This is a genomic window from Desulfatitalea tepidiphila (assembly GCF_001293685.1).
Lineage (GTDB): Bacteria > Desulfobacterota > Desulfobacteria > Desulfobacterales > Desulfosarcinaceae > Desulfatitalea > Desulfatitalea tepidiphila.
Genome location: NZ_BCAG01000003.1, coordinates 2,175,707 through 2,188,385, shown reverse-complemented (window position 1 = coordinate 2,188,385; position 12,679 = coordinate 2,175,707). Strand labels below are relative to the sequence as shown.

At 60.1% G+C, this 12,679-nt stretch carries 11 protein-coding genes; 1 reads left to right on the top strand and 10 read right to left on the bottom strand.

What is annotated here, in order from left to right; genetic code table 11:
- Positions 1–7: 7 nt before the first annotated feature.
- From DFT_RS14360 to DFT_RS14315, 10 genes are all read right to left on the bottom strand, one after another.
- Positions 8–1,153 (bottom strand): hypothetical protein, encoded by a 1,146-nt coding sequence (locus tag DFT_RS14360; protein WP_054031848.1) that lies wholly within the window; start codon positions 1,151–1,153, stop codon positions 8–10.
- Between the two features lie 500 nt (positions 1,154–1,653).
- The gene (locus DFT_RS14355) at positions 1,654–2,445 is read right to left on the bottom strand and encodes an ABC transporter permease (RefSeq protein WP_054031847.1); all 792 of its coding nucleotides are present in this window, start codon (positions 2,443–2,445) and stop codon (positions 1,654–1,656) included.
- Positions 2,442–3,350: an ABC transporter ATP-binding protein gene (locus DFT_RS14350; protein WP_054031846.1), complete on the bottom strand. Its 909-nt coding sequence runs from the start codon at positions 3,348–3,350 to the stop codon at positions 2,442–2,444. Before DFT_RS14350 ends, DFT_RS14355 begins: the two co-directional genes overlap by 4 nt.
- Positions 3,351–3,475: 125 nt before the next feature.
- Positions 3,476–4,870 carry an acetyl-CoA hydrolase/transferase family protein gene (locus tag DFT_RS14345; RefSeq protein ID WP_054031845.1) on the bottom strand — a complete coding sequence of 465 codons (1,395 nt, stop codon included), beginning with the start codon at positions 4,868–4,870 and terminating at the stop codon, positions 3,476–3,478.
- Between the two features lie 82 nt (positions 4,871–4,952).
- A complete protein-coding gene (locus DFT_RS14340) occupies positions 4,953–6,854 on the bottom strand; it encodes a TRAP transporter permease (protein ID WP_054031844.1) in 1,902 nt (633 codons plus the stop codon).
- A 46-nt stretch (positions 6,855–6,900) separates the two neighbouring features.
- On the bottom strand, positions 6,901–7,425 hold the full coding sequence (locus tag DFT_RS14335; RefSeq protein ID WP_054031843.1) for a DUF1850 domain-containing protein: 525 nt from the start codon (positions 7,423–7,425) through the stop codon (positions 6,901–6,903).
- Between the two features lies 1 nt (position 7,426).
- Positions 7,427–8,383 carry a TAXI family TRAP transporter solute-binding subunit gene (locus tag DFT_RS14330; RefSeq protein ID WP_076750729.1) on the bottom strand — a complete coding sequence of 319 codons (957 nt, stop codon included), beginning with the start codon at positions 8,381–8,383 and terminating at the stop codon, positions 7,427–7,429.
- Positions 8,384–8,422: 39 nt separating this feature from the next.
- The gene (locus tag DFT_RS14325; RefSeq protein WP_054031841.1) at positions 8,423–9,247 is read right to left on the bottom strand and encodes a CoA-transferase subunit beta; all 825 of its coding nucleotides are present in this window, start codon (positions 9,245–9,247) and stop codon (positions 8,423–8,425) included.
- The gene (locus tag DFT_RS14320; RefSeq protein WP_054031840.1) at positions 9,240–10,286 is read right to left on the bottom strand and encodes a CoA transferase subunit A; all 1,047 of its coding nucleotides are present in this window, start codon (positions 10,284–10,286) and stop codon (positions 9,240–9,242) included. The genes DFT_RS14325 and DFT_RS14320 overlap by 8 nt, the downstream gene beginning before the upstream one ends.
- A gap of 26 nt (positions 10,287–10,312) precedes the next feature.
- The gene (locus DFT_RS14315) at positions 10,313–11,086 is read right to left on the bottom strand and encodes an IclR family transcriptional regulator (RefSeq protein WP_054031839.1); all 774 of its coding nucleotides are present in this window, start codon (positions 11,084–11,086) and stop codon (positions 10,313–10,315) included.
- A 488-nt stretch (positions 11,087–11,574) separates the two neighbouring features.
- Here DFT_RS14315 and DFT_RS14310 point away from each other — a divergent pair, with 488 nt between their 5' ends.
- Positions 11,575–12,594, top strand: coding sequence for a class I fructose-bisphosphate aldolase (locus tag DFT_RS14310; RefSeq protein WP_054031838.1), 1,020 nt, complete (start codon positions 11,575–11,577; stop codon positions 12,592–12,594).
- Positions 12,595–12,679: the final 85 nt, after the last annotated feature.

Sequence of the window (12,679 nt, the reverse complement as noted above, 5' to 3'; positions counted from 1 at the left end):
ACGCATTTTAAGAATTGTTTTCGATCAACGAGCCGGTCACCGAAATATCCGTGTCAGCGTGCATGGAGATGCCGTCGTAAACGGGGTACCAGGAACCGCCGATGTTGTCAGTGATCACCGAATCGTCGATGACGATGTTGCCGGAATGATCGTTGGTGACGAAGAAGATGGCCGAGCCGTGTTCGTTGACCTCGTTGTATTCGATGCGCGTGCCGGCAACGCTCAGTGTCATGGTGTTGCCGTCGTTGTAAATGGCACCGCCGCTGCCGCCGCCGGGTGTTCCGGGATCGGCCGGGTTGGCGCCGTACCCGATGGCGCGATTGTAGGAAAAGAGACTGTTGATGATGGTCCAGGAGACGCCGATGCTGCTGATGGCGCCGCCGTTCGATCCGACGTTGCCGAATCCATCGATTCCGCCAAATGTGCAATGCACGATGTATACGGGTTGATCCTGATACTGGTCGAACACCCGGATGGCCCCGCCGCCGACGTCCGGGCCCGTGTCCGCGCACACATTGTTGAAAAAGCGGCAGTTGACCGCTCTGAAGCGCCCGCCGCGCACCCATATGGCGCCGCCGCCGTCATATTCGGTTTCCGCCGCGGCGTTGCCATTGGCAAAGGTGAGGTTCTGCACGGTCAGCCGGGGGTGATCCTGATCCTGGCAATGGGAAGTGGTCCAGTTCTGATCGTAATCGCAGGTGTTCATGTACAAGATGCGGGTGTGTCCGCCGCCGCTGAGGGAGACCAACCCGCCGCCATCGATGACGATATCGGGATCGGCGTCGTTGAAAATCTTGGCCGGTTCGTCGAGGGTGAGCGTGATCGGATCGGGACCGCAGTCGAATATGATGATGCCGCCCTGGGCAACGGCGTCGATGAACGCATCGGCGGTGCAGCTTTCAGGTGTGCCGGTCCCGATGATGTGATCGGGGAAAGACACGTCCGCCAGGCCTGCGCCGGCCGGGATAGGCGCCGTTCCATCCGGATTGCCGGCCGGTGGGCCGCCATCCGGATTGACGGGCGGGAAATAGATGGTCTGACCGGAAGAGGGTTCCGGGTCGCCGCCCGAACCGCCGGAGCCGCAACCCCATGGCAGGATCAACAACAGGGCGGCACCTATCGCACACCAAAGCCACTTGGTTTTTCTGATCAAGTTTTCTACCTTCTGGATGATGGGTTCCTAACGGGATTTGCTGATGACTCCGGTTTGGGACCAGCAAAAACCGGACCATGATCGAGGGATGATCCGGTGATGAAATTTACAGTATTGTTCCATTGGGTTAGCGTTACCGTTATTCAAAGGCCCATGCGATACCATCCGGCGTGATGAAAATGTGCGCTGTTTTGGTCATCGCGGAGTGCACTTTTGTGCAGAACCAACAGTGATGGATTCGTAAAAAGCGGCTTGCCCCGTTTCGCGGCGAAACATTTGAACATAGGAAGCGGCCCAAAAGCATGACGCTTCCTAAGAAGTCCGAAATTCGCTTTTCACCTCATCCCGGCGAACGCCGGGCTCCAGTATTTTCAATATATTCTGGATGCCGGCGTTCGCCGGCATCACGCATCTGCGACTTTTACGGGTTCATCAACAGTGGAGCAAGCAATCGATTGTGCCGTCCGAGGCGCGGTTTGCGGGAAGTCGATGACGCCGTGCTACTTGATGATCCGCCGCTTCATGGTCAGCAAGGCGAGAAATCCGAAGAGCACAGTGAATCCCACCAGGTAGGCAAGATTGAGAAGCGGATCGGACTCCATGGCGCCGATGCAGAAAAAGCGCATCAACTCCACCAGGTGGTAGAGCGGGAAGATGAGCGTGAAGATGCCGGCCCAATCGGGTATGCCCGAGACTGGAAAAAAGGTGCCCGAGAAGAGGAACATCGGGGTGATGAACAAGAATATGGGCAGGTTGAACATGTCGATGGTGGGAATGACACCTGTGAAGAACATGCCGATGGCGGCAAAGGCCAGTCCGCCCAGGAAAGCGATGGGAATGCAAACGAGCGCCCCGGGGAAGTTGGCATAGCCGATGGGGATGAGCACGGCCAGCATGACCGCCACGGCTGCGGCGGCCTTGGAGGCGGCCCAGACGATTTCCGCAACGATGATCTCCTCCATGCTCATGGGCGTGGCCAGAATGCCGTCGAAGGTCTTCTGGTAGTACATTCGCACGAAGGAGGTGTAGGTGGTCTCGAAAAAGGCGTTCCACATGCAGGCCGTGGCCACCAGGGCAGGGGCCATGAAGCGGGTATAGGCCAGTTGCATACCGGCATAATCCACAGCGCCGATCAGGCCCGAGAATCCCAGGCCGAAGGCGAGGATGTAGAAGCCGGGTTCGAGCAGCGGCACGAGAAAATTGACCCGCCAGATGCGGCGGTAGGTGATCAGGTTCCGGAACCAGATGTGGCGGAAGCGGGTCGATATGGCGGACAGCTGAATGCGGCTCATTCGCGCAACTCCCGGCCGGTGAGGCGCAAAAAGACATCTTCGAGATTGCCCTCCCGAAAGAGGCACGCTGCCATGCAGAAGCGTCGGCGCACCTCGTTCTCCAGGTCCCCCTGTGCATCGGCGTAAATGATCATCCGTTCGCCCAGGTCGTCGTGTTTGATCTGGTGTTCCTTCAGGTAGGTTTTCAATTCCGCACCCGGCCCCTCGATTTCGATGACGCTTTCGGCGGCGTGTTCGGCGATCAACTGGCGGGGCGCGCCCTGGGCGATGATCCGCCCGTGATCCATGATCACCAGCCGGTCGCACAGGCTCTCGGCCTCGTCCATGTAGTGGGTGGTCAGCAGCATGGTGAGGCCGCGCTTTTTCAGGTCGGTCAACCGATTCCAGACCTGGTGGCGGGACTGGGGGTCCAGACCGGTGGTGGGCTCGTCGAGAATGAGCAGGTCCGGCTCGGCCATCAGGGCCCTGGCCAGCTGCAGCCGCCGGGCCAGTCCGCCGGAGAGTTCCATGACCTTGGCTGCACGCTTATGGGACAGGGCGAAGAATTCGAGCAGTTCCTCGGCCCGCTCGCGGGCCCTGGTTTTATCCATGTCAAAGTAGCGCGCGTAGACCCGCAGGTTCTGCTCGACGGTGAGATCCGGGTCCAGGGTGTTCTCCTGCTGGCAGACGCCCATGCGCGAACGGATTTCGCGCCACTGGGTCGCGATATCCATGCCGAAGACGCGCATGTGACCCGCGGTAACCGGTGAGAAGCCGTAGATCATGCGGATGGCCGAAGTCTTGCCCGCCCCGTTGGGGCCAAGCAAGCCGAAGAACTCGCCTTTTTCCACACGGAAGCGGATGCCGTCCACCGCCGTGAAGGCGCCGAAGCGTTTGATGACATCTTGGGCATCGATGATCTGCATGCCATGCAAATATCACAAGCCCACTGTGAATGCCAGGGGTCGGGGACAGGCCTTGCCCATCTCCCGGGCCGGGTCAAATGCGGTCCGAACCCCGGCCGGGAAATCGGGCTATGTGAACGAAACGGCTAATCGCGGCAGTTGATCACGCCGCGGGGCAGTTTGTCGCCTGCTGTGTGGCGGTAGGGTACGAATCCCGCATCCACCGCCTGGCGCATCAGCGCTTCGCGATGGTCGGGATGGGCGATGCGGATCAGGGCCTGGGCGCGTTCATTGATCGACAAGCCCCTCGATCGCACCAGGCCCCACTCGGTGGCCACGTAATCCACCAGCGAGCGCGGCACGGTCACGTTGGTGCCCTTTTCAAGGATCGGCACGATGCGCGACCGGCCCTTGTACTGGGAGTAGAGGGCCAGCACGCTCACGCCGGCGCGGTCGTGGGAGAGCATGGTGCCCATGACGAAGTCGAGCTGGCCGCCGGTGCCGCTGATCTGGCGGGGCCGCTCGCCCCCGACCTGTTCGGAGGCCACCTGGCCCATCAGGTCGACCTGCATGGTGGTGTTCAGGGAGAACATGCGCGGCTGCTGGGCGATGATCAAAGGATTGTTGACGTAGTCCACGGGGTAGGAGGCGAACATGGGGTTGCGATCCAGAAAATCGTACAGCCGGCGGCTGCCCAGGCAGAACGAGAAGGTCGACTTGTAGCGGTCTACCTTCTTGCGGGTGTTGTCCACGACTCCGGCCTCGATCAGATCGTACATCTTGTCGGTCAGCATCTCCGAGTGGATGCCCAGGTGGTGGACGCCGGCATCGACCAGGGCATCGAGCACCGAATTGGGCAGTCCGCCGATGCCGATCTGCAAGGTGGTGCCGTCGCCGATCAGGCCGGCCGAAACGATGTTGTGGGCGATCATGCGGTCCTCTTCCTTGACCGGCACGGTCGGCAGGCAGAAGGTCTTGAACTCGCGATCTTCGACGATGTGATCGACCTTGGAGATGTGAATCGCCTCTTCCTGGCCGCCGCACACCACGGGCATGTCTTCCTTGACCACGACCACGATCTTTTTAGAGACTTCGCAGAACGCCTGGAGCTCGGTCACTGACAGGCCGAAGTTGAAGTAGCCATGGGCATCCATGGGCGCGGTGACGATGAAGGAGATATCTTTTTGCGATTGTTCGCGGATCACGCCCGGCGCCAGGTGCCAGGATTGGGCCCAATAGACCCCGCAGCCGCGCGCGGCCACCTGGTTTCGGACCGAATGCAGAAAAAAGCCGCTGTGCCATTTGAACACCTTGCCTTCGGGATCGGCCTTGAGAAACTCGTGTTCGGAGGTATCGAGCGAGGTTTGAACATTGACGTCGCGCAATTCGTCCTTGCGCCGCGCCAGGTGCTTGTCGACGATGTGGGCCATGTTGGCTGAAATGCCGAGAAAGATGCTCATCCCGGATTGAACGAGCCCGGCCGCGGCTTCGGCGGATATCAGCTTGCGTTGGTACTCTTCGGCCAGTCGGGCGTTTTCCATGTGTCTGCTCCTTTGTTGAAATGAACGGGTTGGATCTGTCGCTATATGCCAATCGAGGTTACTCTTTAAACCTTCACATCCTTCATATCGTTACGGCGTCCGCTGAAACTGTCTTGCGGCCCTGCCAGCGCTGGTAGAGGGCCAGCCCGCCGAGCACGATCACGCCGAAGATATCGCTCCACAAGCCCGGCTGAATGAGGGCCACGCCGGCCGCCAGCAGCAGCAAGCGGAAAATCCAGTTCAACCGGTCCACGAGATACCCCATCAATCCCGAACCCAGGGCGATGGTGCCGATGGTGGCCGAAAAGGCGGCCAGGCCGATGGCGCCGAGCGATCCTTTCCAGATCAGCTCCGGGCTGAAGACGAAGAAGTAGGGCACAAGGTAGGCGACGGCGGCCAGGCGCATGGATTCGAAGCCGGTGGCGAACGGCTTGGAACCGGCGATGGCGGCGCCGGCAAACGAGGCCAGGGCCACGGGCGGGGTCACCGTGGACAAGCAGGCGTAGTAGAAGACGAACATGTGCGCGGCCAGCGGGTTGACGCCCAGTTCGATGAGCACCGGTCCGCCCAGGATGACGGTCAGGATATAGGCGGCCGAGGTGGTCAGGCCCATGCCCAGGATGATCGAGGCGAACATGACGAAGATCAGCGACAGAATCAGGTTGCCGCCGGCCGCATCGATGATGAGCCCAGAGAACTTGAGCCCCAGGCCGGTCTGGGTGACACAGCCGATGACGATGCCGGCGCAGGCGCACGCCAGGGCCACTTCCAGGCAACCGGTGGCGCCCTTTTCCATGGCGTTGAGGACCGCCCGGAATCCCATGCGGGTGGCCTTGCGGATGGCGCTGATCACCCACACCGAAATGATGGCCCATAGGCCGGCCTTCATGGGCGAATAGCCCATGATCAGAAAACCGATGAGCAGAAAGGCCGGGATCATAAGGTGGCCGCCGGCCTTGATGGTGGCCCACAGCGGCGGCAGTTCTTCGCGGTTGAGCCCGCGCAGTCCCAGTTTGAGGGCCTCCATGTGCACCATCCAGAAGAGCGCCAGGAAATAGAGGACGCCGGGCAGGATGGCCGCCTTGACCACCTCCAGGTACCCCACGCCGAGCATGTCGGCCATGATGAAAGCGCCGGCGCCCATGACCGGCGGCATGAACTGGCCGCCGGTGGAGGAGACCGATTCCACGGCGCCGGCAAAGACCCCGCGGTAACCGATCTTTTTCATCAATGGAATGGTGAAGGAACCTGTGCTGACCACGTTGGCCACGGCCGATCCGCTGATCGTGCCGAAGAAACCGCTGCTCACCACGGCGACCTTGGCGGGCCCGCCCCGAAAGTGCCCGGCCAGGGCGTTGGAGAATTTGATGAAGAACTCGCCGGTGCCCGAGCTGACGAGGAACGCGCCGAACATGATGAAGACGAAGATGAAGCTGGCGCTCACGCCCAGGGGGATGCCGAAAAGTCCCTCGGTGGTCAGATACTGGTAGCTGATGAACTGTTCGTGATCGATGGGAAAGTGGCCCCACATGCCCGGGATCCGGTCGCCCAGGAGGGTATAGAGAATGGCGATCAGGGTGATGATCGGCAGGGCCGGGCCCATGAGCCGGCGCGTGCACTCCAGAACGAGCAGCAGCAGGATCCCCCCCAGCCAAAGATCCGCGGTGGAAGCTTCCCCACCGCGCATGGCCAAGGTCTTGTAGGTCATGGATAGATGAACGAGCGTCGTGATGGCCACGGCCGCCAGTCCCCAATCGATCATGCGGAGCCGCCAGGAATAGGCCTCGGCAAAGCGCTTGCTCAAGGGATAGATCAAAAATACCAGGGTGCAGGCGAAGGCCAGGTGGATCGAGCGCTGCACCAAGGCGGAAAAGAGGCCGAATTGGGCCGTGTAGATCTGAAACACGGCCATGGCAATGGCCACGATCCGGACGATTTGAGCGATCAACGAGATTCGATTGTCAGTTTCCTTGGTCACTTCCATTTTCTATCTCCCATCCCTACGGCGGTTTCGCCTTGCGTGCCATTTTCTATCTCACCCGGATGCAAAGCAGCGTGCCGGCCTCCGCGTAGTCGAGAAGGCGCAGCCGCCGTCCGCCAATCGACAGGGTGTGATCGGCCATATCGGGCGACCCCAGACGAAAGGTGACCCGTTCGAGTTCCTGATCGATGTCGGCCAGTTCCGCGGAACCATCCGGCAGCGACCGATAGGTGCCCAGGACGAAGCCTTGGCCGTTCAGGCTGCCTTTGAAGGTCATATGGGTCAAACGGATGTGCTCGCGGCCGAGAACGCGATAGTGCTCCTCGAAAGGGGCCCGGTCATAGGAGTGCAGAAACCAGACGGAAAATTCTGCCCCCGCGGTGACCTCCATCCGCAGCAGCACGTCTCCCGTATCGCACGCGGTCACTTCCAGCCGCAGTCCGGAATGCGCCCGCGACCCGACGACCGGGAAGCAGAGGGTGATGGCGAACAGCAGGATCGCCGCGGCCGCCGTCCGGATCGACCGGCGGCCTCTGCGTTTCAGGTGTTTTCGGTCCGGTGGAACACGGTGCATGTTACTTGATCAAACCTTTTTCCTTGAAGAATTTTTCGGCCCCGGGATGAAATGGAATGGGCATCCCCTTGACCGCGTTTTCCAGGGTGATGTTCTTGAACTGGGCGTGAATTTTATCCAAATCCGCCTTGTGATCGAAGACCGCCTTCAAGATGTCATAGGCCAGTTTTTCACTCATGTCCTGGTGCACCACGAAGATCCCCATCCATGAAAGCGTGTGGTGGGGTTTGTCCTGGCCTTTATAGGTGCCGGCCGGAATGGTGGTTGGAAAGTAGGCCGGAAACTCCTTGTTGATTTTTTCGGCGATGCCAGGTTCGATGTCCAAGAAGAGAATGTCCCGCTGGGTGGCCAGATCGATTAAGGCCGGCGCCGGCGTGCCGAGGGTCACGATGCCGGCGTCGATGTTGCCGTCCTTCAACGCTTCAGCCGTTTCGGTGGCGGAGAGGAACTGCTCGTCGATATCGTCATAGGTCATTTTGAACACATTGAGCACGTAGCGCGCCATGGCCTCGGTGCCGCTGCCCGGCGCGCCCACGGCGACTTTCTTTCCCTTCAGGTCCTCGATGCTTTTGATCTTGCCGTTGGCCAGGGTGTAGAACTGGATGTCAATCGGATAGGTGGACATCAGGCCGCGCAGCTCCTTGACCGGATTCTTGGCGAAGGCTTCCAGGCCTTGGTAAGCCTGAAACGCTGTGTCCGGCATGGAGAGCGCCAGGGCATCCTGCTTTTTGGAGATCGCCCGGATATTCTCGATCGATGCCCCCGAAGGATGGGCGGCCGCGTAGTATCCCTTGATATGGGTGTTGATCATGTTGGCGACGCCGCCGCCCAGGGGATACCAGGTGCCGCCCGTGGAGGCCGTGCCTATGGCCAGGCGCTCGTCGGCGGCGACCGCCGGCTGCGTCATCCCGATAACCACAAGAGAAATCAAACCCACCGCGATTAAGGTACATTTCATAAATGTCTTCATACTTCCCCTCCCTCTTTTTGATGGTGTTTATGCTTTGCCTCTCCTTTTGGCTCTGTTGAGCGCATGCTCGATGGCCAGCTCGGTGCGCAGGTTGCGGCCCACGCTTTCCGTGGGGGCGAACCGCCGCACGAATTCGATCTCTTCATCCGTCGGCCGGTCGGTCTGGGTGAGATCGGGCGATACTTTCAGATCCCAGGGAACGTCCTTGCGGATATCTTCGACCGTGACACCGGGATGAATCTGGGCCAGGTACATCTCCTTGGTTTCCGGATGGAATCGGAAGACCCCCTTGGTAGTGAGCAGCATGGATGGACCCGACCCTATTGGGAAGAGTCCCGACCGGTCCCGGCTGTCGCCGCCGTCCAGGTAGCCGGCCGACGTAAAGTAGTCCAGTTTTTCCACGAACTGGCCTCCGCGAAGGGTCAGCACAGTCTTCTTGGCATAGGCGATGAAATCGGCCGCGCCGCCGGAACCGGGCAGTCGCAGGGTCGGATGATAGTAATCGCCGATGCAGGTGGTGTTGAGGTTTCCGAACTTGTCGATCTGGCCCACACCGAGAAAGCACACATCGACAAACCCGCGATAAGTCATGGTAAAGGCCGTGAACAGATCGGTGGCGTAAGAAAATCCGCGGCACGAGTGCGCATCGGCGATGTGGTTGAGCGGCACCAGGGGTTCGAAATCGATGATCCCCGATTCCATCATCAAGGTGGCGTGGGGGGCAAAGAGCGCCTTTGCCAGGGCGCCGGCCGTGGTGGGCAGGCCCACCCCGAGGATGACATTCTGGTAGTCCTTGATCTCCTTGGCGCAGGTGATGATCAACAGTTCATTCAGTGTGTATCCTTTACTCATAGAGCATCCCCCTTTCCGCCAGGCGTTGTTCGATCTCCTCCAGGGTCAGGCCCATGGAGCGCTCCCGGCCTCTCTCATCCCAGGCCGACGTAAAGGCCGCGCCATAGTTGGCCGGGGCGGAATAGAAGGCCCTGGCGCGCAGCCGATCGAGCATGCCCATACCGAACTTGGCGGCGTAGCGGTCGATGTAGGCTTCACGGTCCTTGCAGCCGTAAACCCATTCGTCCATCCAGGCCTTGACAGAGTCGGCCCGGGTGTTGGCTTTTGTGAACATGCCATAGAAGAACTGGTCGCGGTTGTAGTGGCCCAGCACTTCCGTCGGATGCGCGCCCCAGGGCACTTCGACCACGGCGTTGACGCGAAACGCGGGGATGATGGTAAAATGCGGACTCTGGCGCACCACGTCGTGCTCGACGATCTCCTCGCACGAGACGATGATGCGTTTGCTGCACAGGGCCGCTGCGGCCACGCTTCCCAGGGCTCCCCAGTACTGGGCATTGCCGTATTTATCGGCCCGCTGAACGTGCACGATGCACACATCCGGGTTCACGGCCGGGACGGTGAGGATCTCCTTGCCCGTATAGGGGCATTTGATGACCCGATATTTGTCTTCGCCCATGAAGCCGCGCTTGCGGAACAGGTCGGTGGCCATCACCCCTTCCAGCACCTGGATGAATGTCAGCCCGTGCATGCCGGCCACCAGGCGCGCGTTGTAGTTGAAGTTGGTGTAATCCTCCATCTCGATGGTGCCGGCCTGAAGAGCGCGCTCCACGGCCCCGCCGCCCGCCTTGCCGCCCGAACGCATCACGTAGGTGGTGACCAGGCGGTCGACACATCCGGCGTTGACCATAATGTCCACGTCGAGAATTCCGGATTGGGAATATAGAGTGAAACCCTTTTTGTTCTGCCGGCAGATTTCGTAGATCAATTCGGTGCAGGTGCCGACCGTGTAGTTGCCGATGATCAACTCATCTCCATCCTGGATGAAGCGGCGGACCGCTTCGCTGGCGCTCATCACTTTGTTGCTGTTATCGTTCATAGGCACATCTCCGTCTCGATCCGTGGTCATATGCGCCCACCCGAAATTTCGGATCGAATCAGGTGCGCGATCTCCTGTTGCCGTTTTTCGTCCATTTTAGAAACGATGGCATTGACGCTCATGGCGCCGACGAGTTTGCCGGCCTTATCGTGCAGCGCCACCCCGACGCCCATGGTGTAAGGCGTCACGCTGTTCACGATATACCCTTGCCTGCGGTAGGTATCGATCATGCGCTGCATATCGTCGGGCCCAAAGCCGACGAAACCGGCATATCGGCGCGCATTGTGCCGCAATATACGCTGCATCTCCTCCTGGGGCAGGGAGGCCAGGATCGCCAGGCTGCCGGGGCCGACGCCCAGGGGGCGGCGTTTGCCCACATCGAAGGTGAGCACCTGGATCGGGGTGGAATCCACCACGCGGTCCACGCAAAGCACGTCATATCCCGATTGCATCAACAGGTAGGCCGTGTCCTCGGTGTGGCGGGCGATTCGTTCGAGGATGTCGCGGTAAGCATGCCTGAGTTCATACTGGCGGGCTTCCAATCCAAGTCGCGCCAGGGAAATGCCCAGATGGTAGCGCTTGGCCATGGCATCGTAGCTGAGCATGCCCTCTTCGACGAGAACCGATAGCATGCGATGGGTCGTGCTGGAAGGCAGCTGCACGTCTCTGGCCACCTTGGACAATTTGACACCGGCATAATTGTGCTCGGCCACGATCCGGATGATGGCCATGGCCCTGTGGATGCTCTGGGCGCCATCCTGGATTTTGGAGTGGTGCTGCAGTGGCGTTTCCCTGGCCATGGGGCTCTCCCCTGGGCGCATGACAAAAATTAGACCTGCTTTTTCCGCGGGATGATGCCGCGTCATACAGGTCGTTACGTGCCATCAGACGAGTGTCTGGACTTGGGTCCACTTAGTGAAGCGAATTTAGAAAATAGTCAATAAAAATTTTCATGATATAAAATTAACAGTTTCATAATATGGAAAAATTCAAACGAAGGGACGGACCGGCCTGCGCCGCACCTTCAAGGGGTTGCTTGTCAGGCCGTCATCTTGACAGTTTGTCGAACAATGCAGAATATAAAATATATGCTCCTGTCGAGGTTCCATGACGGGTCCTCTCCCGAGTCACATGCGCTGAACACTACCTATAGAAGTTTTCTTCTGCCACGCCAGCTGTCGAGGTCCGGGGAGGATGCATTCTCCGGCAGAACCCCTCTCCTAAGCCAGACCCGTCATCGCCGTTAGTTCCATCGGATACACTCATTACCCACCCAATGGAGGTCGAAATGGACAAACAGAGGCTTGAAGAGGTAGCGCGCGCCATCGTTCAAACCGGCAAAGGGATCCTGGCGGCGGATGAAAGCTCGCCGACCATCAAGAAACGGTTCGACAGCATCGGGGTCGAGTCCACCGAAGCGAATCGCCGGGCTTACCGTGAACTGCTCTTTACGACCGAAGGGGCCGAGGCCTTCATCAGCGGGGTGATTCTGTTCGACGAAACCCTTCGCCAATCCTCCGAGCAGGGTACGCCTTTCCCCCGGCTATTGGCCGAAAAGGGGATCATACCGGGCATCAAGGTGGACAAGGGGGCCAAGGCGCTGGCCGGTTTTGCCGGGGAAAAGGTGACGGAGGGACTGGACGGTCTGCGCGAGCGCCTGGCCGAGTATCGCGAGTTGGGTGCCCAATTCGCCAAGTGGCGGGCCGTGATCACCATCGGCGACGGCATTCCCACACGTTTCTGCCTGGAGGCCAATGCCCACGCCCTGGCCCGTTACGCGGCGCTCTGTCAAGAGGCCGGCATCGTGCCGATCGTGGAACCCGAAGTGCTCATGGACGGTGGTCACGACATCGCCCGCTGCCGCGACGTCACCGCAGAGACGCTGAAACGGGTCTATTCGGCGCTGTTCGAGCATTGTGTGTACCTGGAAGGGACACTGCTCAAACCCAACATGGTCATCTCTGGCAAGGCGTGCCCCCAACAGGCCGGCCCCGAAGAGGTGGCTGCGGCCACGGTAGCCTGCTTCCGTCAAGTCGTTCCGGCGGCCGTTCCGGGCATCGTCTTTCTCTCCGGCGGCCAGAGTTCGCAACAGGCCACCGAGAATCTGAATGCCATGAACGCCATGGGACCTCAGCCCTGGGAGTTGAGTTTCTCTTATGGACGCGCCCTGCAGGCCGATACCCTCAAGGCCTGGAAGGGCCAGCGTGCCAACGCAGCCGCCGCCCAGCGCGCCTTCTACCATCGCGCCAAGTGCAACGGTGCGGCGCGCAAAGGCGCCTACAGCCGAGCCATGGAGGAAGCTGCTTAGGGCTGGAGTCACCGTAAAACGTCCAATATCTGCGTTGCGCTCATCCCGTGGTCCTTGCGGCGTACGACCCATACGCCTCAGGACA